This window comes from Pseudaeromonas aegiceratis (assembly GCF_046254905.1).
GTDB classification, from domain to species: domain Bacteria; phylum Pseudomonadota; class Gammaproteobacteria; order Enterobacterales; family Aeromonadaceae; genus Pseudaeromonas; species Pseudaeromonas aegiceratis.
On sequence record NZ_CP158016.1, the window covers coordinates 275,490 to 300,635 of the forward strand.

Genomic DNA, 25,146 nt, shown 5'->3' on the forward strand with positions numbered 1-25,146 from the left:
GTGGATCCGCAGATCCTTACGGCGCCGCTGTGCGTATATCGAGACAGGTATGGCAAAGGGTGCAATTTAACTGTGCCAATTGATGCCAGGCAATAGCCCGACTTTGATTGAAAGCACGGTTTCGGTAAATGAGAGACTGGAATACTCTCATTGGGTGATTAATCTGGAATTTACAATTTTGGTGATGTTTCAACAAGAGTAAAACTAGCCGAAATTCTCGTTTGGTGATGAGTTGTGACTAAACGAGCGGGGACCCGATGTCCAAACAATCGACCACGGCACTGGACTCGCTGGTGGGCAAGCGGATCCAGAAACGGCGTAAGGAGCTGGGGCTCTCCGCCGCTGTGATGTCTGAGCAGTTGGGGATTTCTCAGCAGCAACTGTCTCGTTACGAACGCGGGGCCAATCGAATCGGCCTGCACCATTTACTCAATATTGCGTCCTTCCTTGGTGCTCCCATGAGCTGGTTTCTGATGGATTATGAGCCGGAGTTGGCTTCCTGCACTGGCGCTCGGCAAGACAGTATCCGGCTGGCCGATGATGGCCTGAAACTGCGGCTGGATCAGCGGTGGGAACGCATGAGTGCCGAGCAGCGACGGGCCCTGCTTAATTTCCTCGATTCCTTCTGATGTGCGCGCACGGCGTGCCACCGCTCCTTTTATGCTGATGCGTCGCCTGCGCTGTCTTGCCCGGCACTTGCCCATGTTTGTACCTGTTCGGCACTAAAAAAGATGATGGCCAGCCGGTGGAACAGGATCCGCAAGGCGTGGGACGAGTAGCGCTGCAGACCGCTGGCGACCCGGGCCTCTTCTTCGGCGTGGCGCAGCAACAGCCAACCCAGACCGTCTGGATACGGGCCGGCTTTCTTCAGCACCATGCGCTCAATCCACAGCCGTTGCTGGCAATCCCATGCCTGAATTCGCTTGCCTTTGGGATATTGCAGATACAACTGCCAGCGCGCCCAGGGGCACAGCTGCGTCACGACGGCCATAAAGCGTTGCAGTGTTGCTGGATTATCAAACCGGATCCCGGCCCGTGAACTGTTGCTGTTGAGCAGACAGTACCGGATAGCCCAGCGCAACTCGGCGAGTTGTTGCCTGTCACGACGCATCAGCTGGCAAGCCTGCAGGCCCCTGGCGACATCCAGTCTCTCTGCAATGCCCACCGGCTGCGCGGGGAGCAGTTGATGCCGCCGGGACTTGGGAAACAGCCGAGGTAAGCCCTTGCGGGTGGTCAGCCCGCGCAGCGCCTGTGCCGTGGCCAGCCAGCGGTCGATCAACTCTTGTGATAGCTGATAGAAAAAGGCGGTTTCGCGGTAATCGTAGCCCGCCTGAATGCGGCCTAACACCGCCAGCGCCGGCAGATAATGCGATTGCCGCACTATGCCTGGGCCATTTGTTTCTTGCTGTTGGGGCGCCCTCGGCTGTGCCGGTAGCGGAGCCAAATAGGGGCTGAGCCGTTTACGCCAATAGGCTTCCAGCCGTGGTGGGGTGATGTCCCCATCCTGCTTCAGGCGACGAATGCGATGGGGGCGCAGTCCAAGCAGATTAGCGGCCATCGCCTCCGAGCAGGGGATCTGAGCCTGGGCCAGATGGCATTGGAGCAGCAGATCGGTGAAATGCAGATACGTGCTGAGGCTCATGCCGGGGCTGCTATGGCCGGCAAAGGCCGCCAGGGCGGCATAGCGGTCCCGGAGGCGATCCTTGCCGGCAATCAGTTGCAGTAGCTGATGGCGTTGCGCGGCCGTATAGGGCAGCAGTGGCTGAACCAGCGCCGGTAGCGGCACAAGATCCTGGTGCAGCAACAGTTGCAGTCGCGACAGCGCGCTATGGCGCAGATGATACAGGCGGTAATCCAGCCCCCCGCTGAGTTGACCCAGCAGGGTTTTAGCCATCAGCGCCAGTTGCGTCGTGTCCAGTTGACCGAAGGGGTTGTCGGGGGCATGAAACAGCAGTTCGGACGCACTCTGGGCCAGCAGACGACGCTCACCCAGATGGCGGCTGACGATCGGGTGCTCTGTGTCCAGCAACAGCGGGAACAACGGCACTTTGCGCAGGGCCGCCTCGGTCTTGTTGTGACCATGCCGGCTCTCGCGCACAAATAGCCAGCCAATGGCAGATGGCTCGACGTCTTTGAGTCGGAGTTTGGCCAGCTCCGCCGGCCGCAGCCCGGTGCGGTAAGCCAGGATCAGAAAACACTGGGTGGCCTGTGCCTGCTGCCAGTCGAGATCGCTCAAGTGGGTAATCTCATCGAGCAGAGCGGCAAACAACGGCTCATCGACGATGGCGGCACTGACATGCAAACGGGTCTTGCTGCCCTCGGCCAATGGCGCGGGCAGCGGCGCCAGGTCGAATTGCTGTACTGCAAACCGATGCAGATCTTCGAGCCGCTCGGCGAGGTAATGCTGGGCCTTCTGGCTGCGTGGCCGATTTAGAATGGACTGATACAGCTCATGCAGTTCCTCACCGGCCAGCTCAGCCAGCGGGACCTCTAGGGTCGCGCCCAGCCACTCTCCTCCTGCTGCTTGCAGATAGCGCTGAGCGGTGGATGCTGCGTTGTCCCGTTCTGCCAGATGCGCATGCAACCAGGCCACCAGGATCTGCTCGGCGAGCGTCAGTGCGGATCCCTGTAAGCCGGCGAGTTCTTCGATCAATTCGCGCTTCGGTTTCGGCCTGTTCGGATCGACTTTGAACAGCTCACGCAACGACTCCAATAGATACGGTTGGCTGGAGTGGCCGGCATGGACTGACGACTGTGCTGTCTTGGATAACAGCGTCAGGGGCTGAAACTCGGCAAAGGCACTGGGCTGGCAGGGCCAGCGAGCAGGGCGGAGCAGTCGTTGCCAGTAGCAGTGGGGCAGGGCGGCGCTGGGCACTCGGCCAATGGCATACTCGAGCAGTACCTGGGGCAGGGCCACGTCGGGCTGGCGCTCCATCCATGCCATGGCGCCACGACTGAAGGCGGAAGCACTAAGCTGGCAGCCCAACTCGTCATTGATCAATGCAAGGCAGGAGACGACATCGCTCGGGGCCTGCCAGCCGGCCGGCCGTTGACGCAAAAACAGTTGCAGCAGGGCCAGCACAAGAGGCGGCGGAGCGTAGTGGATCTGGCTGACCGGCAGCTTGTCGTCTTCTTCATCTATATAGATGTTGCTCGCCAGGGTCGTGCTGTCATCCACTTGCAGAGGGAGCCACAGATACTGACCGTCTCCCAGCAATGGGCGAGGTCGCATCAATGCCTGGCCCAGGGCGGGCCACAGCTCGGGACGGGCCAGCCCGCCGAACAGCACGGCGCCGGTCAGCAGGCGGGCAAAGTGCTGTGCCGGGCTGTTGGCAGGGGAAAGATTACTGAGCCAGTGCTCTGCAATCACGGCAAATTCGGCGGCCTGGTGTTGCCAACTCAGCGAGCGCAATGGGCGTTGGCGGCGCAGGGTCAGGTACGGCGTCGGGGTGGCGATGCTCCAATAGCCGGAGCGATTGCCGCGTTCGATCTGCCGGCACAAAAAACCGTAGGCTCGTCGGTAGGCGGTTTCGCTCCTGAGCTCGTGCCGCAGTTTTTGATCGATTTTCGGCCATTGGGCATCGAATCGCTGGGTATCGGCAGGATCCTTCATCATCTCTGGCAAAAGGTTGCCGAAGATCTCCAGCGCTCTGCGCAGCACGGCTTCATCCTGTTTCTGCCGCTCGGCCTTTCGATGTTGCCGGCCCAGTTGTTGCGTGGCTTCCCGACGATGGGGGGATAGGATTAACGGGTTTGCCATCCGCTGTGTGCCTCAATTTTATGTGTATTTAGAATGTTCTCGATGGCGTCGGCGATACGCTGCAGATGCTGCATCGATAGGCAGCTGTGCCGCCCCAGCGCCTCTTCGCCGATTTCCTCGTGTCCCATCCAGCCATCGATGATCTCACCCGAAAATCCGCGGCGTTTGAGCTCGCTGCGCAGATGATGCCGTGGCCAGTTGCGGGACCAAGGCTGGCGTTTTTGCAGCAGTGTATTGAGCAGCTTGGGCGTCAGATCTTGTGTCACAAAGCCGAGGTCGCCAGCTTCGACGATGGCAAACAGCAGGTTGCCGCTGCTTTGCAGCGCAGACTGGCAGCGTTGTGACAGCTGGGGGACGACAAAATTTGTGCGGGTGGCCAGCGCATGCAGATGATCCAGATAGTGGGTGACCTGCTGCGCGGCGGTTTCGGGCAGTAAGACGGTCCTGGCCGCCAAGCCGTGACGGACTTCTTTGTCGCTGATCCACCAACTTTTTTGCTTTGAATTGTAATCGCTGAGCTGCCCCAGGGGGGCGGTCACATCCCGGTGGCCCGTGGCAAAGCTGAGCAGCGCCCAAGTGTAGATCACATAGGCGTTATGAAATGTCACTGCGGCCTGCAGGCTGGCGTCACGCCGAGCCGATAGCGGCCTGGCAAGCAAGGCAAACCAGTTCTGCAGCACGTTTTTGGGCAGGTTCAATCTGCTGCCAAGACGTCTTGCGATCGGGCGCCGCGGGGGTAATTGTGGCGAGCTGTTTGCGAGAGAAAAAATAGCGTTGAGATAGGCGTAGTAATGCTCGACCAGCGGATTCACATCAAAATTGCTGTAGCTCAGTGCTGGCCGCTCCTGATGTGTCATTCCCCGGATCAGGGCTATCTCTGCGCGATCTCGCCCCTCATTGATATACGAATGCTTGAGATAACGGCTGATCCGGCCCAGGGTCAAACGGGTTAAGTGGCGCTCGTTGATGGCTTTGAGCAGCGATGTGGCATCTGAGGAAATGGGGGACTGGATCCCCGCGCCAAACCAGGCCGTGAGCTGGCTGGGCAGCGCCAGATAGAGCTTGTCGCTAATTTCGGGGAGTAGCTGATCGGCATGGTCTTTTTGTATTCCAGCTGGCACCCTGTGTGTAATCACCAGGCAGGGGTGCCCCTTCATCAGCTGTAAAATTTTGCTCTTCTGATGGGCTTGCCAGAGCCAGTTGGAATCCCGGCCGCTACACAGCGACAACAACAGCCAGCCTGCCGTGACTGCCGATTCAGCGTCCTCCTGCAGCTGGGCCAGGAGCTCGGCGATAAGATGCTGAATATCCCAGTCTGTCGCTTGATCGTAGGAGCAAGGCAACGATTGATTGCGGATGCTGAGCTGTTCGGCCAGTCGTTGCCCCTGCAGCGCCTGAATGGCCGTGGATTTATGCGGCCCGGGGACCTGCACTCGTAGCACCTGGCCTGGCCGGACGAGCAGGGGCTCATCGGTCTCATCTGGTCCGCCAGCGGTGGGCGACGGGGTGACCCGCAGTTCGGCGACCTCGATATCGTTGTCATCGAGCACGGGGTCACTTTTTAGACTCAGCTGTTGTTCACGCTCAATCGTTACACGGATAGTCCGAGTACGCTGAATACCCGTGCGATTGTTATATGCGTCATTGATGACGACATGCAGATAGCTCAAGCCGCGGAGCTCTTCCTCGTTACGAGAGTGGGCATCCATGTCTGCTCGAGCTGTCCGCAGAGCCAGGTTCAGTTCCCATAACGAGGATGCCTCTCGCGGATCCGGCAGGGATTGCAGTAACGATTTATGTTTGGTTTCCGTAGCAATCAGACGGATCTCGCGCAGTGCGCACTGAATAGCGGATTGATGACTTCCGATGTTTTCGAGTTGCAGACAGCAGAGTAGGGTGATCGCCAGCCATTGTTCGTATTTTTCATGATCTGCAGGTTCGATATGGCAGATGGGCGTGCAAATGGCTGCCGCATAATGCGCGCCGGTTAGTTGTCCTGATTTGCGCAGCGACTCAAATACCGAATTGCTGTTATCGCTGATCTGGCATTGAGCATGGCGCCGGGCGAGGCCCTCTACTTTCGGCAGGAATTGGCCGAATGAGCCCCAGTAATCGGCTGGAATCGAATTCAGCAGGGAGTTCAATCGCTGAAACACAGCCAGGCGATGTTGTTTGTTGAGGCTGCGGGGCGTCAGCAGACGATTGAGTCTGACCAACATTTTTCGACGTCTGATTTTCTGTGACATATCAGTCATCCACGCTCGCTGATAAGAGGCTGACCAGATCGACGGACTCATCACTATTAGAATCAGCTCGGCAAGCTCGTTGTTTTATCAACGCGCCCCTGCTGAGTCCCGTCCAGAGGCAAATATCAGCATCTGAAATTTTGCTCTTATCAAAAAGTCGCTGACAGACAGAATGTGGCATCATTGACCGCAAGCTGTCTCGCAGCAACGCAATCTGAGTTGGCTGCACTGACAGCAACAATGGCTGTAATGCCGAACTCCAAGATGCGAGTTCTATCTGTTCATCCGTGGGCACAGTGCCGCCAGTCTCATAAATCAGTCGAGAGCCAATGGGAGGCAACCCAGACGCCCAGTACGTTGCCGACCATATTGGGGCGTAGAATAAAAATTCGCGGGTTTTTGGCCGTTGCTCTTTGTTTCCTGACTGAATCACACAGCGTAAATCGGTCCGCCCGAGAACGTTTCTGAGCTCGGCAGGAAACAGATGAGGAGAGATCCAGCGCGGATAAAGCTGGCTCCATTCGTATGCACTGCGGGCTGCAGGATGGAGCTTAACGATGGTGTTTTTGCTAATGGTGCAAATCGCTGACATCTATAGCTCTCGTGTAGTGAACGTCTGTGCCAACGCTAACCCGAAAGCAAAACTGGAAATGAATGGCAAAAAGGCACGCCATTTATTTTTTGTTCAATTTCTGCTCGTTTTTTGTACTAAATGGGGGCGCTATTTTTTATTTATCAATTGGTTAAAATGTTGAATTGTCATTTGTAACGAAATGTAACGCTGTTATTTTAACAGCGAAAAAGGCGAGTTTTGCTGGGAGTTGATGCGGTGGTAATCCACAGTTATACGGAAGTTAGCAAAGTTATCCTGAAAAGATAAACTCGCCGAACCCCTCTGTGGCCGGCGACCGGGGTCTATTTTGTTGGGCTTTTTTTTTCTTGATGATCTCGCCCGCTCGGCGATGATGAGTGTTTTTTTGACGGGTCGTAGCAGAAATACACTGCGGTGACAAAGAGTGCCGCAGCAACGCCGATAACCAGTGCTGTGATGGTGAGTGGCCAGTTCATTTCGCACCTCCAGGCATGCATGATGATGGAACTGCACAGCGTCATTGCTGCGTCATTAGAGAGACTTCAGTTTCTCAGACCATTATTGTTGACGTGGCCTGGCGGTCAAATAAACGTCTAGCGCCCGCAGCACTAACAGCATGGCTTTCAGGGTAGGGTTACCGCCTTCGCTGAACGATTTGTAAAGCTGCTCTTGGGACAGCCCGGTTTCATTCGCCAGCGCCGTCATCCCCTTGGTGCGAGCAACCACGCCCATCGCGCTAGCGACATAGGCCGCATCTCCAGTGTGTAGGGCATCCGCGATGAACATCGCAATTGCCTCTGGGCCGTCCAGTGCGCTCGCTGGATCGTAGTCGGAAATTTGTTCGGTCACCGCTGCCTTTGCTCGTTGTTCCATCCGCTTGTTTTGCCAAGTCACGGATCAGATGCGATTCGATACGGGTTGTTAATGTGCTCCTTTGGGAGCGGTGTGCACTTTGCGTGCTAGGTGCAGGCGCTTAAACGCTTCCTCGACAGTCATGGTTCGACCGTCTGCCACATCCTGCATCGCCAGCCTGACTAGCCGAGCCTCGGCCTGCGCCTTTTCTGGTTTAGCCATGGCAATACCTCCGCGTCGCGTCAGAATTATTATCAATCGAATGGGTTCACTTTATCTGCAACCCTTCCGCATTGGTACCATGTCGTCGGACTGGGGTTGTTAATATCGCTGACCAGTTTACGTCGCCGAGGGGGCTGCGATGAGCTTCTTGCTGTGATGTTATCTCTGGCACCATCGGCATTGCCCAGTGACGGCTGGCAAGGGATGAAGCGATAGCCCTGCAGATGTCGAATCTGCCAAGCCATATCGTGGTGCATTCTGCGCCTGGCCGCCTCGAGACTAGCGTAGCCATCAGCATCTCATCGGTGGCGGTTAGCCACGGTCTTGCAATTAATCCTACCCTTGTCGACTTTATGGGTTGGACTTGCGTGAAAGGGCCAATAATCCTGCTATCACAGGATTATTGGCCCTGCTACACTGGTCTGTGCCAATAATCCTGACCTAATGGGATATTTATGTCTCGCAGCATCAAGATAGTCGCGACCCCCGCCCTGGATCGCCCGTTGACGCCGGCCTTGCTCGGCGAGGCTATTCGCGCCCGCCGCACGCAGAGCGGGCTCACGCTCAGCGATGCGGCAGCCTTATGTGGCCTGGCCAAGGATACCTTGATGAAAGTGGAACATGGGGTGCCAACGGTCCAGTTCGGCAGCGTGCTGCAAATCTGCGCAGGGCTCGGCGTTGCCCTGCAGATGGTGCCCTGGCAGAGCGAGACGGAGACGGCTGATGAATGGTGCTGAACCCTGCCTTGCTGTGTTTCTGGGGACCGAGCAGATTGCTACCTTGCAACTGAGTGACGATCAACTGCGGTGGCATTATGCCGCCGCCTGGCAGGAGCGGGGTTTTGCCCTCTCGCCGCATTTGCCGTTGATCGGCGAGATCCCGCCGCTTAACGTGCAGCGTTTCTTGCGCAATCTGTTGCCCGAAGGGCCGGGCCTGGAGGAGTTGCTGGCGCGTTTTCGACTGGCGCGGCATAACACCTTTGCGCTGGTGCAGGCTATCGGCCAGGAAACCTCCGGGGCCTTGACTCTGTTACCCGCAGGAGAGCAGCCAGCGGCTACGGCACAGTTTCGCGCCGTCAGCGAGCAGGAACTGGCCGAGCGGCTTGCCGCTCGTCAACAGCTGGGGCTCACCGTCTGGGATGGCAAACCGCGTCTGTCGGTGGCAGGGGTGCAGGATAAGCTCAATGTGCTGATGGATCCTGAGCGGGGAATGGGCTTTGGTGAAGGCCGGCTTTGTTCGACGCACATCCTGAAATTCGAGCGACCAGAGTTGCCTCACTTGGTGCTGAATGAATACGTCACTATGCAGTTGGCCCGTGCCTGTCAGTTGACCGTGGCTCAGGTGGCGCGGTGCATGATGGGCGGCCATCCAGCTCTGCTGGTCACGCGGTTCGATCGCAAGGCAGAGCTGCCTGAGCAGGTTCGACGCCGTCATCTTATCGATGGCTGCCAGGCGTTGAACCTCCCCCCCGATTACAAATATGAGCGCAACTTTGGCGCGGGACGCGATGTGGCCCATATCCGTGATGGCGCCAATCTGCCCGCCCTGTTCGCCTTTGCCGATGCCTGTAGCAATCCGGCTGCAACCCGTATGGCGATGCTGGAGTGGGTTCTGTTCAACCTGCTGATTGGCAATGCCGATGCCCATGGCAAGAACCTCAGCTTCTTTGTTGGCAAGACAGGCATAGCGCTGGCGCCCTTCTATGATCTGGTCAACATCGCCCTCTACCCTGATTTTGAACAGGAGCTGGCCATGGCGCTGGGGGATGAATTCAATGCCTCTGCCATCCATGCCTATCAGCTGGCGGATTTTGCCGACAGCTGTCAGCTGCCTCGTCCTTTGGTCAGCCGCCAACTTAAGCGCCTGGCGGAGAGCCTGCTTGGGCAGCTGGAGTCGCTCCCGGCCCGCTACGCCACCTCACCAGATGAGAGTGACTACCTGCTGCGTTACCAGCAGTGGGTCGAGGCGCGTTGTCGGTATCTGCTGGACGAGGTGGATGACATCAATGGCATGGAGCTCTGAGCTATACAGCCACCTGTATCCGCTGTGATGCCGGATGGGGCAGATAAGGCGCTGTAGGGATATGGGGCATGAGTCCGTGCGCTAATGGTGTGCCGTGTCGCACGGGCTGCTGGGCAACTAAGTGTTAGTGTCGGCGAAGGGCATTTTTGTCCTTATTGATGATGAGGGAGCCATCAATGAATATCAGGCCAATTCGTACAGAGCAGGATCACCAGTCTGCGCTCGACCGCGTTGATGAACTATGGGGGGCCGAGATCGGCTCAGTCGAGGGTGACGAGCTGGATGTGCTGGTAACGCTGATCGTAGCATTCGAGACCAAACAGTATCCCATGGCGCAGCCAGATCCGGTGGAGGCCATCAAATTCATGATGGAGCAGCAGGGATTAACACCGGATGACATGGTGCGTTACCTTGGCAAGAGCCGTCAGGTTGCAGACATCCTTAATCGAAAACGTAAGCTGACGCTGTCGATGATCCGTAACCTGCACCAGGGCCTGCAGATACCGCTGGAAAGCCTGATAGCGGATTACCCCTTATCAATGCCCAGCAGGACACCAGCTGCAAGACGCTAGATTAAGCATGACAACGAAGATTTACACACTGGAGCGCGGTGGGTAAATGGTGGTTTATACGTCTTGTCGTGAAGACAAGAATGCTTTGGGCTGGATGGTTCCAGTCCAAAGCATGATGAGGTTGGGGGCTCTTGTCTGGAAGTGGCGTGGTTAGCGGCGGGGGCGCCGATAGACCCTGAACACTGCCTCTTCGATAGCGAGGGCGTTTGTAGAAATCAACGGGATTTGGTTGCCCAGTTGATCATTGTCTGAAGCAAACTGGGGGACTTTTCATTCAAGGAGGAGTCATTTTCGACTTCGGTTTGAAGCTGCTGCTCCATCTCGGCCTCTTCCACCCGATCACTGACCTTATCAGTTCTGTTCTTGAGACTGCGCTCCAGGGCAACTCGGTAGCTCAACTTGCCCCGCAAAAACCCCAGTAGATGACTCGAATCCAGGCTTAGGGTTCTAGTCAGCCGCTTTGCTGTCGAGTGTCGTTTGGACTGCAAGCTGGTGGGCAGCACGGCGGTGACAAACTCCTTGTCCTCCAGTGATGCCCGCTCAGGGTATTCAATGTTCTCGGGAATGCTGATGCCATAAATCTCGCAGATAGCATCTTCTACTGCGTAGTTGCGATCTACAACGAGGGTGGCCAACTGGTGGTATTTGAGGCGTTCCTGTACCTGTTGCTCCTCGGCGGTCGCCAGGCTCAACCAGGCGTCATCCATTTCCGGAGTAGCTAGCGAGTTGGTGGTGAGGGAACGGGCCTTGAGGGCGGCTCGGCCTTTATTCACCACACCCGGGGTAAATTCAACGATGGTGCCAATGGCCAGTTTGTTATCGGGAGTTAGCCACTCTGACTCTCTCAGAAAGTAGAGGCTGCCGGCCATGTCGGTGACCATGGCGTTGCGGGTTTCGTTGTTGATGAGCTCCGATACGAAACCACGCAGCCGTGCCGGCTGTTGCAGTTGCGACGGGGATGAGGAGTCTGCCGGTTTCTTTTTTCTTGTCTGGTTATGTCTCTGGCCCGGCCTGCTTGGTTGGGGTGATTTCTGCTGAGGATTTGTCATACGGCTGCCTTTTGCGTTGGCCCGTGGCCGGTTGGTTTGTTCAGCCACAAGGCTGATATTCCGAGCTTACCAAGTTGGCCCAACAGTGGGCAAAGGGGGTGGGGGCTGAAAAAGCAAATTCCAGCTACCGGGCACGGCTGAGAAGTGTTTAGATCACTGGTTCAAGCAGGAGCGGCGGCGTCCACGGTAACTTTCCGACCCGAATCGGCGGGAGTCCAGGAGCGACAGTAACTTTTCGACCCGAACCGGCGGGAGTCCCGGGAGCTACAGTAACTTTTCGACCCGAACCGGGGGCGTCTCGGGAGCTACAGTAACTTTTCGACCTGAACCGGCGGGAGTCCCGGGAGCTACAGTAACTTTTCGACCCGAACCGGCGGGAGTCCCGGGAGCTACAGTAACTTTTCGACCCGAACCGGCGGGAGTCCCGGGAGCTACAGTAACTTTTCGACCTGAACCGGCGGGAGCCCCGGGAGCTACGGTAACTTTTCGACCAGAACTGGCGAGGGTAGCTCTCTCCAGGGTGTAGTGTCATCACAACGTTTCGTTGCAGCTGTTGGCCGTTTACGTTGACCCCCCCACCTCCAACGCCTTCTTTTGGGGCCCGCCCGCCAGCTACACATCTCGGTCGAAAGGCCAACCTCCAAACCGCCTCATGGACAAGGAGTGAATCACAGACATTTCAATGTGTAATCAAAAAGGATTACGATTTTTCTCGCCAAAGTAATCAAAACGGTTTACATATAAGTTTACCAAACAAACTAAGCCTCCCCCTGAAAGGGGGGGGGCTCTTGCATCAAACTGCAGGATCACTATGCGCTATCCCGTAATGATTCATCGTGATGGCAACACCTGGATGGCTAGTTTTCCAGATATACCGGAAGCCTTGACTGGTGGGGATACCAGAGACGAGGCGCTGACAGAAGCGCAGGACGCACTTATAACGGCCTTCGAGTTTTACTTCGAGGACAACCGCCCGGTGCCGCTTCCGTCAGTGCCGGCATCTGACCAGGAGGTTGTGGCCGTGCCTCCCAGCTTATGGGCTAAAGTGCTGTTGCTCAACGCCATGTGCGAAGAGCACGTCACCCAAGCTGAACTGGGTCGTCGGCTAGGGGTGCCACGTCAAAACGTGCAGCGTCTCATCAACTTGCATCACACCACAAAGATCGACCTGCTGGCTGAGGCGTTGTCAGCAATTGGTCGTCGGCTCGAACTGAATAGCCGATAAAACCCAAGCCTCCCGTCTAACGAGAGGCTTCAGACGGATGACAAATCCCTATACGTCGATCCAGGGGTGAAGATGTCAATTTCACTCCGCAATCCTCGCATCGCGCCAAATGGATTTGACCTGAATCAGCAGGGTACAGTCCGCTCCGGCTACGCAGGTTGTGTTCAGAAACATTGGCTAAGGTGATAACAGAGGCCCACCACATTAAAGAGCTCTTTAATGTGTGGTCTCCCAATTAAAGATCTCTTTAATTGGCTTTCCTCGGTATCTACACTGTCCCTCCTGCCGTGAGCTTTTTACCGCGACAGATCCATGCCGTAGCGGTCCGATGTGCCATGGGGTTTTACCTCAAATGGCGCCTTGCTATAGTGTTGGAGCAGCACGAGACTGATCAAAAAGTTGTCACTAAAAACATAAGTTTTCGTGACCGTGACCATGCCGTGACCAAAGATTAGTGCCGTTTGCGTGACCGGGTGTCTTTTGGTTTATGATATTAAAATCAATCGATTACAGGTATTGTTAGCGGATGTCATTCAAGAAAATCAGGCTGGCACGGCCTGTCACGCCGGGGGTCGCGGGTTCGAGTCCCGTCCACTCCGCCACTGAACAGAGCCCTTAAGCTATAGCAGCTTAAGGGCTTTTTGTTTTTCCGCCTTCCAACTCTGGCCTCCAGCCCCCCGCCTCTTCGTGCCTGCGACCAAGTCATGCCTCTGTGTCAGGGCGTTTGCCCATGCGATTGTGCAGCAGGGCCAGCCCCTGACGGGAGGAGTCGAAGGCGAAGGCGGCCGGATCCAGCGCGGCCAGCGGCAGCCAGAAGGCCTCCGCCACATCGTCCTGGCCCAGGATGGCTGGCTTGGCCGCCAGCGGCAGATGGAAGTAGCTGTCACAGGTGTAATAGCGGATGCAGTCATAGGGGTAGCGGTTGCTGGCTGAGCCCAGCCAGTGACAGGGCCATCCTGCGATCTCCAGCCCCAACTCCTCGCGCAGCTCACGGCGCAGGGCCTGTTCCAGGCTCTCTGACGGATCGACAAAGCCGCCGGGGAAGTCCAATTGCCCCTTGCCCGGTTCCCGGGCACGGCGGGTCACCAGTATCTCGTCACCGCACTGCAGTATGGCGGCCACCGCCGCCGCCACGTTGTGGAAGTAGTGAAAGCCGCAATCGCAGCGAACCTCATGATTTTCTCGGGACTGCAGGCCGGGACGGCCACATTGTGGGCAGTACATGGGGGACCTCGCGGGTGGACAACCAACAAGCCGGCCGACGGCGCGCCGGCCGGGTCCTAGCATAGGGCAAGCCGGTGGAGGTGACCAGCCGGTTGTCTAGCCCGGCAGGCGGAACACGTGACGCAGGGCTCTGCCCGCGGCGGTCATCACCGCCGGCCAGTCGCCGTGGCTCGGTTGACGCCACAGGCGGATCTGCTCATACCAGGGGCTGTCCTCCCGGGCCAGCAGCCAGCGCCAATCCGGGTTCTGGGGCAGCACCAGCCACAGGGGGCAACCCAGGGCACCGGCCAGATGAGCCACGCAGGTGTCGACGCTGATCACCAGATCCAGTTGGCTGCACAGGGCGGCGCTGTCGGCAAAGTCCCCCAGTGCCGGTCGGCGTAGGGCCGGGGTCTGGGCCAGCAGGGCCGCATCCTCCTCCAGCATCTCCTTTTGCAGCACCACATATTCCAGGCCCTCGGGCAGCAGGCGCAGCAGCTCGGCCAGGGGCAGGCTGCGCTCATGGTCGTTGCGGTGCTTGGGGTTGCCGCTCCAGGCCAGACCGATGCGTGGTCGCTGGCGGGGGCCCAACCAGGCTTGCCAATACGCCTGGCGGTTCGGGTCGGCGCTCAGGTAGGGTTCGGCATGCAGATCCGATTCCTGCAGCAGTCCCAGTCGGTGGGGCAGGCTGAGCAGGGGGACCGCCAGATCCAGTGGGGTGGTCGGCAGTTGGTCCAGCACCTCGACCCGGGGATCCAACCCCTGTAACAGCGGGCGCAGGGCCGGCTGCGCCAACAGCCTGACCTGGGCGCCAGATCCGCCAGCCGGGGGACGAAGCGGGCAAACTGCAGCGTATCCCCCAGCCCCTGTTCGAAATAGACCAGTACCCGCCGACCGGCCAGCGGCACGTGTCCGTCCCACTCCTCGTGCTTCGCCGCCAGGCGGTGCAGTCCCAGCTCGGGGTTCTTCCAGCGGGCCTCATACTGGGGCCAGCCGGCGGCGAAGTCCCCCTGCAACAGCCAGGTCACAGCCAGGGCGAAGGCGGCCTTGGCATGATCCGGCGCCAGGGCCAGCACGTACTGGTAGGCGGCGATGGCCTCCTCATAGCGCAGGCTCTCAGAGAGTACGAAACCCTCAGTGAACCAAGCATCCACATAGTCTCGTTGCAGCTGTATGGCCGTATTGCAGTCGCTCAGGGCCTCTTGCAACCGGTGCTGGCGTACTCGCAATCCGGAACGGTTTACATAGCTGAAGGGGTAGCTGGGATCCAGGGATATGGCCTGTTCGAAGCGAGCCAGGGCGGCCTCAAAGCGCTGCTGCTGGCGCAACACCAGCCCCAGGTTGTTGAGTACGGGGACCAGATCCGGCTTGAGATCCAGGGCCATCTCATACAGGCGTTGGGCCTCCTCAGGATTGCCCAGTGCTTGCAGACAGAGTCCTAGGTTGTAGTAGGGGATGGGATTGAGGGGCTGCAGGCTGATGGCGGTGCTGTAGCTGCGGAGGGCGGTGTCATGATCCTGTTGCGCGAGCGCCAGCTGGCCACGCAGTTGCAGGGCGTCAAAGTGGTGCGGCACCTGCTGCAGGAAGCGATCCAACGGGACTATGGCCGCCGCGGTGCGTCCGGCGGCATGGTGGCACACCGCTTCCTTGAGCAGCGCCAGGCCGGCCAGGGGCAGAGCGTTGGGCACCGATCGGGTGGCGATGAAGGGGGCTGGGCTCATCCGGATAGTTCCTTCTGCAGGCAGGTGCGATACGCGGGCGTTTGCCAAGCAGAGCGACCGCCGGACGGTAAAACTGAAGCCGGCAGGGGCGGTGCAGAGACAAAGAAAATTTTATCGGTTGGATTTTATTTTCCGGCCAAGGGGGTCGCTCTTTGTCAATGCCAAGGCTGCCGACGCGGCTGCCACCACTTAAGGAGCTATACCCATGTCTTTGTCCGTACAAACCAGCTTCGCCTCCATGGTGACCCAGAACTCCCTGTCCTCCGCCAACGATCGGTTGACCACCGCCATGGAGCGTCTGTCCACCGGTTACGCCGTTAACTCTGCCGCTGACAACGCTGCCGGCCTGGCCATCGCCACCCGCATGCAATCCCAGAGCGACGGTATCGCTGTAGCCCAAAGCAACGTGGAAGACGCCTCCTCCATGCTGTCCACCGCCGACGGTGCCCTGGAGTCCATGGTGGATATCGTGGGTCGAATGAAGGACCTGGCCACCCAGGCAGCGAACGACACCTACGACACCGATGACCGTACCGCCATGAAGACGGAATACGACGAACTGGCCAGCCAGCTGACCAGCGTGATGGACAATACGGATTTTGGTGGCACCGATCTGCTGTCCTCCTCTGGCCTGCTGGGTTCCGGTGCCGTGCAATTCCAGGTTGGCGCCTCCTCCGCCGAGACCCTGTCCGTGGATCTGTCTACCTCTCTGGGTACCATCACCACGGATATCACGACTTCCGCTGCCGATACCCTGGATACTGCCGCCAATGCCACCACGGCCATCACCAATCTGGAGACCATGCTGACCGACATCACCAGCGTGCGCTCCCAGGTCGGTGCCTCCATCAACCGTCTGGACTACATCTCTGACAACCTGACCAACATGCAGGAAAACACCGATTCCGCCATCGGCAACATCATGGATGCCGACTACGCCGCGGAAACCTCAGAGATGAGTAAGCAACAGCTGCTGGAACAGGCCGGCATTTCCGTCCTGAGCGCCGTGAGCGATGCTCAGTCCCTGATCCAGAACCTGCTGCAATAAGGTGGGAAGCCCGCGCTGGTGGTCGGCGCGGGCGTGTTTTCATTTTTGAACCTGGAGTCTTTTCATGTCCTATAGCGATTACGATGCCGCGTCGCTTGCCAGCGCCATGGTGGAGGCCGAGCGAGCCGGTACCGACAGCATGCTGTCAGCCAAATACGACAAGTACTCGGCCCAGGTCAGCGGCCTGACTAGTCTGGACAGCCTGTTGGCGGATTTTCAGGACAGCCTGGAAACCCTGCAAGATGACAACGCCCTGGCTGCCCAGACTACTTCGGTCAGCGATGACGACTATTTCAGCGTCAGCTCCGACGGCACGGCGGCCACCGGCCAGTACAGCATCACAGTGGTGCAGCTGGCCCAGACCTATCAGTCGGCCATGACCTTTGACTCATCAGACACTCTGATGCCCACCGATGGCACCTTATCCATCACCATCGGCAGCGACACCCTCACCCTGGATTTCTCCACCCTGGACAGCGATGCCACCCTGTCGGATCTGGTCAAGGCCATCAACAACGCCAGCGACAACCCCGGGGTCACCGCCAGCCTGGTGCGTAGCGGCGACAGCGTCATGCTGATGATCACCAGCGACGACTCCGGTGAGGAAGCCGGGGTGGACAGCATCAGCTTCACCGCCGGCAGCAGCTCGGCCACCAGCACCTTCCAGAGCGCCTACGACAGCCTGACGGTGCTCAACGAAGCACAGGACGCCATCATAGAGCTGGGCAGCACCAACAAGGTCACCATCACCTCCGACAGCAACACCCTGGAGGACGTGATCGACGGCCTGACCATCACCCTGAAGAAGGCCCAGGACGACGGTGACTCGCCGGTGAGCCTGGTGGTGGAGGCGGACGACAGTACGGTGCAGGACAACCTGCAGTCGGTGGTGGATAGCTTTAACGACCTGATTGAATCCTTAAAGGAACTTTACGACGACGACGGCGATCTGGAGGGCGACTCCACGGTGCGCAACCTGATCAGCGGCCTCAAGAGCACGCTGCGCAGCGCCCTGCCGGATGGCATGTCGCTGGCGGACTTAGGCCTGGAATTTTCCAGCGACGGCACCCTGTCCATCGACGAGGACGCCCTGTCTGATGCCTTGTCCGACAACCCGGACATCCTGACCCAGGTGTTCAGCGATACGGGCGGCATCTTCGATGCCCTGGACGACTATCTGGATCCCTTCACCAAGACCAACGGCATCCTGGCCACCAGTCTGCAGAGCGCCCAGGACAATCTGGAGAGCGTCGAGGAGCGGCAGGAGAAGTGGGATACCAAGATGGAGAAGCTTTACAACCGCTACCTGGCCCAGTTCAACCAGATGATCGCCACCATGGCGATCCTCGAAAGCAACGCCAGCCTGCTGTAAGCGGGCCTGGCAGGAGAGACGCATGTACGAAACCGGTTTTGATGCCTACCGCCAATCCGAAATCCAGGTGCGGGCCGCCACCGCCTCGCCGGCCGTCCTGGTGCTGATGCTGCTGGACGGCCTGCTGGATGAGCTGGCCAGGGCGGAGGGTCACCTGCTGGCCCGCAACTACGAGCGAAAGGGCAATAGCATCAAGAAGAGCATGCGGATCCTGGGGGCCTTGGATGCTTCCCTGGATCGCTCCCAGGGGGTGGAGTTGGCGGAGAATCTGCACCAGCTGTATGCCTATTGTGGCCGCCGGCTGTTCAAGGCCAGCGTACGCAACGAGGCGGCGGGTTTTGGTGAGGTGGCTGACTTGATGCGCAACATCCGGGAAGGCTGGGAGCAGGTGGCGGCCCGCGCCGCCTGAGATTTCCGCCTGTCGCCCGGAAAGCGCAATTCCTCCCGGGGAAGGGTTCAAACGTAATTTATTGAAAAATAGATAAAATTTATTTGGCGTAATTTTTGCTGTCTCTCAGGTCATCGCCTGGCACCCAGGCAGCCGGTAGCAGTATCCGATGGAGCGCCGAATCACATGCAAACAGACCAAGCTCGCCGGCAGGCGATGCTGAACCAGTGGCAGCAGTGGCTGCGAGCCTGGATCTCCCAGTTGACCCGGCTGATCAGTCAGCAGGACTGGCAGGCCATCGGGCCATTGGCCCGGGAGATCGCCAGCCAGCTGCCGGCCCTGGCCCAGCACCCCGAGGTGAAGCGGCACTTTGCCAAGGAGCTGACCATGCTGCGGGATCTGCATCAGCTGGCCTGGCAGGGCCTGGATCAGAAGAGCCAGGAGCTGGGCCGGGCCATGGCACACCTCAGAGACAACCGGGAAGGCCTCCGCGCCTATCAGGAGAGCCAATGGTGGTCGTAACCGAGTCCCTCTCGTCCGCCACTGCCTCCGCCACCTCGCCCCTGTTGCGCCCCGCCGGCCAAACCGGCGAGGAGCCGGGGGCGCAGGCCTTTGTGTTGCCCTCGTCCGCTGAGGACGCCTGCGGCGATGGCGAGGACACGTCGGCAACGCCGTCTGCACTGGCCCAGACAGATGAAGACGCGGCGGCGCCCTGCGAGGGGGGCGGCGAGGATCCCTGGTGGTCTGTGACCCTGGCCGATGGGGCCCTGGCGGTCCTGCCGGCGCCAGAGCCCCTGACGTCCCCAGACCCGTCCCTGCCGGCAACCGACGACCAGCCGGATGCTGCCTTGCCGGTGGAGCAGACCGCCCCGCGCGAGTTGCCCCAGAGCGAGCCGGCCTTGAGCGAGCCCGCCCAGAGTGAGGCCACCTTGAGCGAGGCCGACAGCCTGCTGGCCACCGTGGCCGGCATCGGCCCGACGCCCCATCCGGTCGCCGCATCACCGGCGCCCTCGGCGGTCGATGATGCGGTGCCGCCGACGGCGGACGCCGCGGGACTGGCCGAGGTCGATGCCGCCGCCATGCTGGCCTGGAGTCTGCCGGCCTGGGTCAGCCTGGGCAGTGCCGCCGTCAACCAGACCAGCGCGACGGCCGTGAGCGCCGACAGCGTGAGCGGTGAGGCGGCCTTGGGTGTGGCGAGCCTGGCCGGGGTGGCCCGGGATCTCTCCCTGTTCAACCCCCTGAGTGCGACGGCCCTGGGCAGCCAGTGGCTGCAGGAGGAGGCGAAACCCCTCGCCACCGCAGTCACCTCGGCCGCGACCGCCCTGACTGCGGTGGATCTGGCCGGGCTGCTGCCGACGGCCGCGCCTCAGCGCTCGCTCTTGGTCAACGCCAACGCGGTGGTGAGTGAGCAGAGCCTGGGGGCGCTGAGCCTGCAGGGCGAGCCGGACGAGTGGGCTGGCCAGCTGGTCTCCAGCCTGGGGGACCGGGTGCGACTGCAGGCAGATAACCGTCAGAGCCTTGCCTACATACGGCTGGACCCGCCCGAGCTGGGTCGGCTGGAAATCGCCCTGCGCCAGGAGGGGGATCGCCTCTCCATCCAGATCAACACCAGCAATCAGAGCCTCAGGGAGGCCCTGCAGGAGACCCGGGAGCAGCTGCGCCAGGTGCTGATCCCGGACTTTGGCGCCGGGGTGGCGGTGGACATTCATTTTGGTCAGGAGGGGCAGTCCGCCCAGGCCTGGCTGCTGGACGAAGGGGTGACGGCCAACGCCGACGCTGCGTCCGAGACATCAGCGGCCGCGCCCCGTGCGACGGCCACCGGGCGGGGCCTGTTGGATGCCCGGGTATAACGAGGAAAATTGCGCATGACTCTCAACAAGCGTCTGTTTGGCCGACTGCTGGCCGGCATCCTACTGGTGGGCCTGAGCGTGGCCGGCACCCTGGCCTTCGTCAGCCAGTCGTCCCTGTACAGCGAATGGTTTGACAAGAAGCCGGTGGTACCGGCCCTGAGCACCCGGCCGCTGTTCAAACCGATGGAGAAGTTCGTCATCACCCTGGAGGGCGACGACGGTCTGCACTATCTGCTGCTGGAGCTCTCCCTGGTGACCCATGACCCGGCTCAGAGCGCCGTGTACGACGCCCTGATGCCGGTGCTGCGCAATGCCGTCATTCAGCAATTCAGCAAGCGCAAGCAGGAGGAGGTCAACGCGGATCTGCATCAACTGGACGCCCTGCAGAGCCAGCTGGCCAACACACTGAGAGCCACCATCCAGAACTACGGCGAACAGGCGGCGCTGGATGAGGTGCTGATCACCAAGGTCGTGGTGCAGTAGGCCCGGATGCAGGAGATGCAGTGGGCGGCGGAGACCGGCAGCTTCCCCGGTCCGCGCTGGAGCCCCGCCGAGGAGCAGACGCTGCTGTTGCCTTACCTCCACCTGGTGCGCCGGGTAGTGGGGCACCTGCGTAGCCAGGTGGGTACCGTGCTGGGGCGGGATGATCTGGAACAGATCGGCCTGCTGGGGCTGTTGGAGGCGCTGCGCCGCTATGGCCCGCCGGACGAGCAGTTCGAGTATTTCGCCTTCAAGCGGATCCGCGGAGCCATTCTCGACGAGCTGCGCCGCCAGGACTGGCGTCCCCGCCAGCTGCGCCAGCAGGCCAATGTGTTCAACCAGCACAGCCGGGCCCTGCTCAACCAGCTGGGGCGTCCTCCCAGCGAGGCCGAGCTGGCCGCCTCCATGGCGGTGCCGTTGGCAACGGTGCGGGAGCTGGGTTATGCCAGTCAGGCCGAGGCCATGCACAGCTTCGACGAACTGCTGGAGAAGCTGGGCGGCGATTGGGGCGGGGAGTGCGAGGCCCAGCGGATGGAGCTGCAGCTGACCCTGCAGCAGTTGTTGGCCAGTCTGGACAAGCGGCAGCAGTTGCTCTTGTCCCTGTATTACCAGCATGAGCTGAACATGAAGGAGATCGCCCTGGTGCTGAATCTCACCGAGTCGCGGGTCTGTCAGTTGCACAAGCAGTGCCTGGCCCATCTCAACAGCCGTCTGGCGGAATGTCTCTGAGGAGGAAAGATGCAAATTTTCGTGGGGATCGGGGTGGTGCTGGTCTGCGTGTTCGGCGGTTTCATGATGGCCAGCGGCCGGCTGCTGGCCCTCTGGCAGCCCTCTGAGATGCTGATCATCCTGGGGGCTGCGTGTGGCTCCATGGTCATCGGCAACTCCAAGGAGGTGCTGCTGGAGATGAAGGAACAGCTGAAGACCCTGATCGGCAAGCATCCGGACGAGAACGACGTATACCGGGAGCTGTTGACCCTGATGCATCACCTGCTCGACGAGGTGCAGATGCGCGGCCTCAAGGCGCTGGACGAGCACATAGAGGCACCTGGCCAGAGCTCGGTATTCCTCAGCTACCCCCTGGTGGAGGAGAACCCCCTACTGCTGACCTTCATCACCGATAACTTCCGCCTGCTGAGCATGGGCAAGATAGCGCCCCATGAGCTGGAGGGCCTGCTGGAGCACGAGATTGGTGTGATGCAGGAGGACATGCTCAAGCCCGCCCACGCCCTGCACCGCACCGGAGAGGCCTGCCCCGGCTTCGGCATACTGGCGGCGGTGATGGGCATCATCATCACCATGCAGCAGCTGGATGGTCCCCTGTCTGGCATTGGCATCCACGTGGCCGCGGCCCTGGTGGGCACCTTCATCGGTATCTTCCTCTGTTACTGTCTGCTGGAACCCGCCAGCAGCGCCCTGGAGGGGCTGGTGCGCCGGCGCATCGCCATGCTGGAGTGCGTTAAGGCCATACTGGTGTCCCATAGTCAGGGCAAGGTCCCGCTGCTGGCGGTGGATGCCGGTCGCAAGACCATGGAGCCCAACATCAAACCCCGCTTCATCGACATGGAAGAGTGGGTTACCCACAGGGCCATGTGATGCGCAAGACCGACACCATCATCATCAAGCGCAAGCGCCCCTCGGTGGGCGGACCCAAGGGCGGCGGCGCCTGGAAGGTGGCGTTTGCCGACTTCACCCTGGCCATGATGTCCCTGTTCCTGGTGCTGTGGATCCTGGCCATCTCCACCCAGACCGAACGCACGGTGCTGGCCACCCACCTGCGGGACTACAGCCTGATGGACAACGAGGCCAACCCGTTCGACATCAAGAACAGCCCCTTTCCCATCGATCTGGAGGGTAATCCCTCGGTGCTGGAGCAGATAGCGCCCTCCTATACCGAGGAGGGCGTGCGCAACCCGCCCAACGATGCCTTCCATCGGGATCAGGCCCGCCGCTACCCGGCGGGCAAGGATCCCGAGCGGCTGCATGGCCGGCTCAACAGCCCGGCCCAGATGCAGCGCATGGCCGACGCCATCGCCCGCCTGGGGCAGCAGCTGGAGACCCGCAACAACCTGGCGTTGCAACTGGTGCCCCAGGGGCTGCGCATCCAGATCCGCGACGACGACGCCCGACAGATGTTCAGCCGGGGCAGCACCCAGCTGAGCCCCTTCTTCTACCAGCTGCTGCGGGCCCTGGCCCCCGTGCTGGGCAGCGTGGACAACCGCCTGATGGTCTCCGGCCACACCGATAGCGTGCCCTATCCCGACGGCAACTACAGCAACTGGGAGCTGTCCGGCGATCGTGCCCAGATGGCCCGCCGGGTGCTGGTGGCCGGCGGCCTGCCGGCCGGGCAGGTGGCCCAGGTGCTGGCCATGGGAGATACCGCCCTGGCCCAGCCCGACGCCCCCACCGCCAGTGTCAACCGGCGCATCGAGCTGCTGCTGCTCAACCAGGCGGCGGAGGCCCAACTGGCGGCCCTGTTCGCCAGCGCGCCGGGCAGCGCCGGACCGCAGCCGGTTCAGAACAGCGCCGCTGACCGCCGGCAGATCCAGGATCAGGTGCAGCGGCTGGGGGCCCAGTTGCTGGAGGCCTCGGGCGCCAGCGCCCCGCAGCAGGAGTCGCCATGACCAAGCAAGCCGATGAGGAGCTGATCGGGCCGGCATCCCCACCGCCGTGGGAGACGGGACGCCGCTACTATCCCCGCTGGTACTTTCACGATCCCGAGGTGCCCTTCGCCGAGCAGACCCGGGGCATAGCCGCCGAGCTGCGCCGGCCCGGGGTGCTGTTTGACAGCCTCATCGGCCGGATTGTCATCAAGGACATGAGTATGGGGGGGGTGGGTTTTCTGGCCCCGCGGCGGTATGAGCTGCCGGATCAGGTGCTGGTGGTGCTGGCCGAGCAGGAGGTGCTGCGTTGCGAGATACTGCATCGCCGGCCGGTGAGCCAGGAGCTGGTGTTCTACGGTGCCCGCTGGCACGGTATGTCCCACCGGCAGCTGGCCCGGGCCATCAGCCGCTATGCCCGGCTGTGCCTGCTGGTGTGCTAAGCAGCGGTCGAGGGCTCAGATCCGCCGGCGCCCGGGCCTGGGTGGCCAGGGGCTGGACCGTCGGCTGGATCAGGACGCCGCTGGGCACAGTCACTAGCGGTGAGCCCGCCTCCGGCAGCAGGGGGTGGGGGGCCAGATCCAGACCGCCCGGGGCCTCGTCGACCAGGTGAAGCAGGATCAGCGGATCCCGCGCCAAGGAGAGGTTGACCAGGGGCGGCAAGGCGGCCAGCGGGTGGCGGGGTTCGACTCGGCGGGTGACCACTCGGCGCGGACGGGCCGCCCCCTGGCGAGGCAGCAGCAGGGCATAGCCCTGGCCCGCCGGGAGCCAGCCACCGGCTAACGCCGGGTTGTAGGCCAGCAGACGGGCATTGGACCAGCGGCTCTGGGCCGCCAGATCCTGCAGCCACAGTGGGCCGGGATAGTGCACCACGCTCAGGCTGTCTCCCAAGTTCCAGGGTGGCAGCTGCAGGCCGTAGCGGGCCGGCTGGCTCAACAGCTGGGCCAGGGCCAGCAGGCGGGGCACGTAGCGGCGGGTCTCCTCCGGCAGGGGCAGCTGCCAGTACTGGCTCTGCTGACTCTGCTGCTGCACCCGCTTCACCCGGTTCTCGCCACAGTTGTAGGCCGCCAGGGCCAGCAGCCAGTCGCCGTCGAACAGCTGGTGCAGATCCGTCAGGTAACTCAGGGCCGCGTCCGTGGCCTGGGGCACCGCCAGCCGGCCGTCGTAGGCGGTGGCGACGGGCACGCCGTAACGCATGGCGGTGGCGGGCATCAGCTGCCACAGGCCCAGGGCCCCCACCGGGGAGCGGGCGTCCGGCCGGTAACCGCTCTCCACCAGGGGCAGCAGGGCCAGCAGGGCCGGCAGCTGGCGACGGCGCACCTCCTGATGGATGAGGCGCAGCAGGGGCAGGGCCTGGCTGAGGCGGTTTTGCAGGTAGTCCCGCCGTTTCAGCAGCAGCAGGCGCTCCTGGGCGATGCGCTGCTGGGCCTCCTGGCTGGCCAGGGTCGGCAGCAGGGGCGAGGCGGCTAGGGGCGGCCAGTCGTCGGCAGGCTGGGCCAGCAACCCAGGCGGGATCAGCAGGCTCAGCAGCAGCAGGCACCCCAGGCGGCGCCGGCGCTTGCCAGGTTCTGTGGCCTGGGCGGCACACCGCTCGGCCGGGAGTGGGGCATGATGTAATTCATCGGTAGCCGAGGGAGCCTTAGCCATGGACAATCACACCGCCCGTGTCACCCCGCACGCCAAGCCGGCCTCCCTGGCGTACAAGTGTCTGTTCGCGTTTATCCTGCTGGAGCTGGTGGGGATCTGCGGTTACCTGGTGGCTGGCCAGCGGCTCGGCGGCCTGCGCCAGTGGCTGCTGCCCCTGCTGCTGGTGGCGTTGCACCTGCTGCTGGTACGCTGGGCCCGCTGCTATTACCCCCAGGGCCGCTATCACCTGCTCTATCCCCTGCTGGTGGCCTCCCTGCTGCTGATGGCGGGCCTCTCGCGTCACTTCTTCTGACTCCG

Annotated in this window: 25 protein-coding genes; 16 read left to right on the top strand and 9 right to left on the bottom strand. The window is 61.0% G+C overall.

Features of this window, described 5'->3' with window-relative positions:
- Nucleotides 1-257 precede the first annotated feature (257 nt).
- Nucleotides 258-629, top strand: a complete 372-nt coding sequence (locus ABHF91_RS01295; protein ID WP_409421698.1) for a helix-turn-helix domain-containing protein — start codon at nt 258-260, stop codon at nt 627-629.
- Nucleotides 630-658: 29 nt separating this feature from the next.
- Here ABHF91_RS01295 and ABHF91_RS01300 read toward each other — a convergent pair whose 3' ends face one another.
- From ABHF91_RS01300 to ABHF91_RS01315, 4 genes are all read right to left on the bottom strand, one after another.
- Nucleotides 659-3,760 carry a tyrosine-type recombinase/integrase gene (locus ABHF91_RS01300; RefSeq protein WP_409421699.1) on the bottom strand — a complete coding sequence of 1,034 codons (3,102 nt, stop codon included), beginning with the start codon at nt 3,758-3,760 and terminating at the stop codon, nt 659-661.
- Nucleotides 3,745-6,006, bottom strand: coding sequence for a hypothetical protein (locus ABHF91_RS01305; protein WP_409421700.1), 2,262 nt, complete (start codon nt 6,004-6,006; stop codon nt 3,745-3,747). The genes ABHF91_RS01300 and ABHF91_RS01305 overlap by 16 nt, the downstream gene beginning before the upstream one ends.
- Nucleotides 6,007-6,921: 915 nt before the next feature.
- Entirely contained in the window at nt 6,922-7,074 is a 153-nt protein-coding gene (locus ABHF91_RS01310) for a hypothetical protein (protein WP_409421701.1), read from the bottom strand.
- A gap of 82 nt (nt 7,075-7,156) precedes the next feature.
- Entirely contained in the window at nt 7,157-7,471 is a 315-nt protein-coding gene (locus ABHF91_RS01315) for an addiction module antidote protein (RefSeq protein WP_409421702.1), read from the bottom strand.
- Between the two features lie 656 nt (nt 7,472-8,127).
- Between ABHF91_RS01315 and ABHF91_RS01320 the strand changes: the two genes are divergently transcribed.
- The 3 genes from ABHF91_RS01320 (at nt 8,128) to ABHF91_RS01330 (ending at nt 10,266) form a co-directional block, all read left to right on the top strand.
- The gene (locus tag ABHF91_RS01320; protein ID WP_409421703.1) at nt 8,128-8,409 is read left to right on the top strand and encodes a helix-turn-helix domain-containing protein; all 282 of its coding nucleotides are present in this window, start codon (nt 8,128-8,130) and stop codon (nt 8,407-8,409) included.
- Entirely contained in the window at nt 8,396-9,694 is a 1,299-nt protein-coding gene (locus tag ABHF91_RS01325; RefSeq protein ID WP_409421704.1) for a HipA domain-containing protein, read from the top strand. Before ABHF91_RS01320 ends, ABHF91_RS01325 begins: the two co-directional genes overlap by 14 nt.
- Before the next feature lie 176 nt (nt 9,695-9,870).
- Complete coding sequence (locus ABHF91_RS01330; RefSeq protein WP_409421705.1) at nt 9,871-10,266, top strand: type II toxin-antitoxin system HigA family antitoxin; 396 nt, start codon at nt 9,871-9,873, stop codon at nt 10,264-10,266.
- Between the two features lie 215 nt (nt 10,267-10,481).
- Here ABHF91_RS01330 and ABHF91_RS01335 read toward each other — a convergent pair whose 3' ends face one another.
- On the bottom strand, nt 10,482-11,363 hold the full coding sequence (locus tag ABHF91_RS01335; RefSeq protein ID WP_409421706.1) for a hypothetical protein: 882 nt from the start codon (nt 11,361-11,363) through the stop codon (nt 10,482-10,484).
- A 763-nt stretch (nt 11,364-12,126) separates the two neighbouring features.
- Here ABHF91_RS01335 and ABHF91_RS01340 point away from each other — a divergent pair.
- Complete coding sequence (locus tag ABHF91_RS01340; RefSeq protein ID WP_409421707.1) at nt 12,127-12,540, top strand: type II toxin-antitoxin system HicB family antitoxin; 414 nt, start codon at nt 12,127-12,129, stop codon at nt 12,538-12,540.
- Between the two features lie 702 nt (nt 12,541-13,242).
- On the opposite strand, the gene ABHF91_RS01345 is transcribed toward ABHF91_RS01340, so the two are convergent.
- The 3 genes from ABHF91_RS01345 to ABHF91_RS01355 all read right to left on the bottom strand — a co-directional run bounded on the left by ABHF91_RS01345 (nt 13,243) and on the right by ABHF91_RS01355 (nt 15,464).
- The gene (locus ABHF91_RS01345) at nt 13,243-13,764 is read right to left on the bottom strand and encodes an NUDIX hydrolase (protein WP_409421708.1); all 522 of its coding nucleotides are present in this window, start codon (nt 13,762-13,764) and stop codon (nt 13,243-13,245) included.
- Nucleotides 13,765-13,860: 96 nt separating this feature from the next.
- Entirely contained in the window at nt 13,861-14,484 is a 624-nt protein-coding gene (locus ABHF91_RS01350) for a hypothetical protein (RefSeq protein WP_409421709.1), read from the bottom strand.
- A complete protein-coding gene (locus ABHF91_RS01355; protein ID WP_409421710.1) occupies nt 14,373-15,464 on the bottom strand; it encodes a tetratricopeptide repeat protein in 1,092 nt (363 codons plus the stop codon). The genes ABHF91_RS01350 and ABHF91_RS01355 overlap by 112 nt, the downstream gene beginning before the upstream one ends.
- Nucleotides 15,465-15,669: 205 nt before the next feature.
- Between ABHF91_RS01355 and ABHF91_RS01360 the strand changes: the two genes are divergently transcribed.
- The 10 genes from ABHF91_RS01360 (at nt 15,670) to ABHF91_RS01405 (ending at nt 23,645) form a co-directional block, all read left to right on the top strand.
- Nucleotides 15,670-16,512 (top strand): flagellin, encoded by an 843-nt coding sequence (locus tag ABHF91_RS01360; RefSeq protein WP_409421711.1) that lies wholly within the window; start codon nt 15,670-15,672, stop codon nt 16,510-16,512.
- Between the two features lie 64 nt (nt 16,513-16,576).
- A complete protein-coding gene (fliD, locus tag ABHF91_RS01365) occupies nt 16,577-17,884 on the top strand; it encodes a flagellar filament capping protein FliD (RefSeq protein WP_409421712.1) in 1,308 nt (435 codons plus the stop codon).
- A 22-nt stretch (nt 17,885-17,906) separates the two neighbouring features.
- Nucleotides 17,907-18,293: a flagellar export chaperone FliS gene (gene fliS / locus ABHF91_RS01370; RefSeq protein ID WP_409421713.1), complete on the top strand. Its 387-nt coding sequence runs from the start codon at nt 17,907-17,909 to the stop codon at nt 18,291-18,293.
- A gap of 165 nt (nt 18,294-18,458) precedes the next feature.
- Nucleotides 18,459-18,794 (top strand): hypothetical protein, encoded by a 336-nt coding sequence (locus tag ABHF91_RS01375; RefSeq protein WP_409421714.1) that lies wholly within the window; start codon nt 18,459-18,461, stop codon nt 18,792-18,794.
- Entirely contained in the window at nt 18,782-20,122 is a 1,341-nt protein-coding gene (locus ABHF91_RS01380) for a flagellar hook-length control protein FliK (protein WP_409421715.1), read from the top strand. Before ABHF91_RS01375 ends, ABHF91_RS01380 begins: the two co-directional genes overlap by 13 nt.
- Nucleotides 20,123-20,137: 15 nt before the next feature.
- The gene (gene fliL / locus ABHF91_RS01385; RefSeq protein ID WP_409421716.1) at nt 20,138-20,605 is read left to right on the top strand and encodes a flagellar basal body-associated protein FliL; all 468 of its coding nucleotides are present in this window, start codon (nt 20,138-20,140) and stop codon (nt 20,603-20,605) included.
- Nucleotides 20,606-20,611: 6 nt separating this feature from the next.
- Complete coding sequence (locus ABHF91_RS01390) at nt 20,612-21,331, top strand: FliA/WhiG family RNA polymerase sigma factor (protein ID WP_409421717.1); 720 nt, start codon at nt 20,612-20,614, stop codon at nt 21,329-21,331.
- A gap of 9 nt (nt 21,332-21,340) precedes the next feature.
- Nucleotides 21,341-22,198, top strand: a complete 858-nt coding sequence (gene lafT, locus ABHF91_RS01395; RefSeq protein WP_409421718.1) for a lateral flagellar motor stator protein LafT — start codon at nt 21,341-21,343, stop codon at nt 22,196-22,198.
- A complete protein-coding gene (locus tag ABHF91_RS01400) occupies nt 22,198-23,226 on the top strand; it encodes an OmpA family protein (protein WP_409421719.1) in 1,029 nt (342 codons plus the stop codon). The genes lafT and ABHF91_RS01400 overlap by 1 nt, the downstream gene beginning before the upstream one ends.
- The gene (locus ABHF91_RS01405; RefSeq protein WP_409421720.1) at nt 23,223-23,645 is read left to right on the top strand and encodes a PilZ domain-containing protein; all 423 of its coding nucleotides are present in this window, start codon (nt 23,223-23,225) and stop codon (nt 23,643-23,645) included. The genes ABHF91_RS01400 and ABHF91_RS01405 overlap by 4 nt, the downstream gene beginning before the upstream one ends.
- On the opposite strand, the gene ABHF91_RS01410 is transcribed toward ABHF91_RS01405, so the two are convergent.
- A complete protein-coding gene (locus ABHF91_RS01410) occupies nt 23,608-24,849 on the bottom strand; it encodes a transglycosylase SLT domain-containing protein (RefSeq protein WP_409421721.1) in 1,242 nt (413 codons plus the stop codon). The two genes, ABHF91_RS01405 and ABHF91_RS01410, sit on opposite strands and share 38 nt — an antisense overlap.
- On the opposite strand from ABHF91_RS01410, the gene ABHF91_RS01415 reads away from it, so the two are divergent.
- Nucleotides 24,848-25,141: a hypothetical protein gene (locus tag ABHF91_RS01415; protein ID WP_409421722.1), complete on the top strand. Its 294-nt coding sequence runs from the start codon at nt 24,848-24,850 to the stop codon at nt 25,139-25,141. The genes ABHF91_RS01410 and ABHF91_RS01415 overlap by 2 nt on opposite strands.
- Nucleotides 25,142-25,146: the final 5 nt, after the last annotated feature.

Excerpts from the sequence above, each read along its gene's own strand:
- ABHF91_RS01295 (WP_409421698.1), top strand. The coding sequence starts at position 258 with ATGTCCAAACAATCGACCACGGCACTGGACTCGCTGGTGGGCAAGCGG.
- ABHF91_RS01300 (WP_409421699.1), bottom strand. The coding sequence starts at position 3,760 with ATGGCAAACCCGTTAATCCTATCCCCCCATCGTCGGGAAGCCACGCAA.
- ABHF91_RS01305 (WP_409421700.1), bottom strand. The coding sequence starts at position 6,006 with ATGTCACAGAAAATCAGACGTCGAAAAATGTTGGTCAGACTCAATCGT.
- ABHF91_RS01310 (WP_409421701.1), bottom strand. The coding sequence starts at position 7,074 with ATGAACTGGCCACTCACCATCACAGCACTGGTTATCGGCGTTGCTGCG.
- ABHF91_RS01315 (WP_409421702.1), bottom strand. The coding sequence starts at position 7,471 with ATGGAACAACGAGCAAAGGCAGCGGTGACCGAACAAATTTCCGACTAC.
- ABHF91_RS01320 (WP_409421703.1), top strand. The coding sequence starts at position 8,128 with ATGTCTCGCAGCATCAAGATAGTCGCGACCCCCGCCCTGGATCGCCCG.
- ABHF91_RS01325 (WP_409421704.1), top strand. The coding sequence starts at position 8,396 with ATGAATGGTGCTGAACCCTGCCTTGCTGTGTTTCTGGGGACCGAGCAG.
- ABHF91_RS01330 (WP_409421705.1), top strand. The coding sequence starts at position 9,871 with ATGAATATCAGGCCAATTCGTACAGAGCAGGATCACCAGTCTGCGCTC.
- ABHF91_RS01340 (WP_409421707.1), top strand. The coding sequence starts at position 12,127 with ATGCGCTATCCCGTAATGATTCATCGTGATGGCAACACCTGGATGGCT.
- ABHF91_RS01345 (WP_409421708.1), bottom strand. The coding sequence starts at position 13,764 with ATGTACTGCCCACAATGTGGCCGTCCCGGCCTGCAGTCCCGAGAAAAT.
- ABHF91_RS01355 (WP_409421710.1), bottom strand. The coding sequence starts at position 15,464 with ATGAGCCCAGCCCCCTTCATCGCCACCCGATCGGTGCCCAACGCTCTG.
- ABHF91_RS01360 (WP_409421711.1), top strand. The coding sequence starts at position 15,670 with ATGTCTTTGTCCGTACAAACCAGCTTCGCCTCCATGGTGACCCAGAAC.
- fliD (WP_409421712.1), top strand. The coding sequence starts at position 16,577 with ATGTCCTATAGCGATTACGATGCCGCGTCGCTTGCCAGCGCCATGGTG.
- fliS (WP_409421713.1), top strand. The coding sequence starts at position 17,907 with ATGTACGAAACCGGTTTTGATGCCTACCGCCAATCCGAAATCCAGGTG.
- ABHF91_RS01375 (WP_409421714.1), top strand. The coding sequence starts at position 18,459 with ATGCAAACAGACCAAGCTCGCCGGCAGGCGATGCTGAACCAGTGGCAG.
- ABHF91_RS01380 (WP_409421715.1), top strand. The coding sequence starts at position 18,782 with ATGGTGGTCGTAACCGAGTCCCTCTCGTCCGCCACTGCCTCCGCCACC.
- fliL (WP_409421716.1), top strand. The coding sequence starts at position 20,138 with ATGACTCTCAACAAGCGTCTGTTTGGCCGACTGCTGGCCGGCATCCTA.
- ABHF91_RS01390 (WP_409421717.1), top strand. The coding sequence starts at position 20,612 with ATGCAGGAGATGCAGTGGGCGGCGGAGACCGGCAGCTTCCCCGGTCCG.
- lafT (WP_409421718.1), top strand. The coding sequence starts at position 21,341 with ATGCAAATTTTCGTGGGGATCGGGGTGGTGCTGGTCTGCGTGTTCGGC.
- ABHF91_RS01400 (WP_409421719.1), top strand. The coding sequence starts at position 22,198 with ATGCGCAAGACCGACACCATCATCATCAAGCGCAAGCGCCCCTCGGTG.
- ABHF91_RS01405 (WP_409421720.1), top strand. The coding sequence starts at position 23,223 with ATGACCAAGCAAGCCGATGAGGAGCTGATCGGGCCGGCATCCCCACCG.
- ABHF91_RS01415 (WP_409421722.1), top strand. The coding sequence starts at position 24,848 with ATGGACAATCACACCGCCCGTGTCACCCCGCACGCCAAGCCGGCCTCC.
- ABHF91_RS01410 (WP_409421721.1), bottom strand. The coding sequence starts at position 24,849 with ATGGCTAAGGCTCCCTCGGCTACCGATGAATTACATCATGCCCCACTC.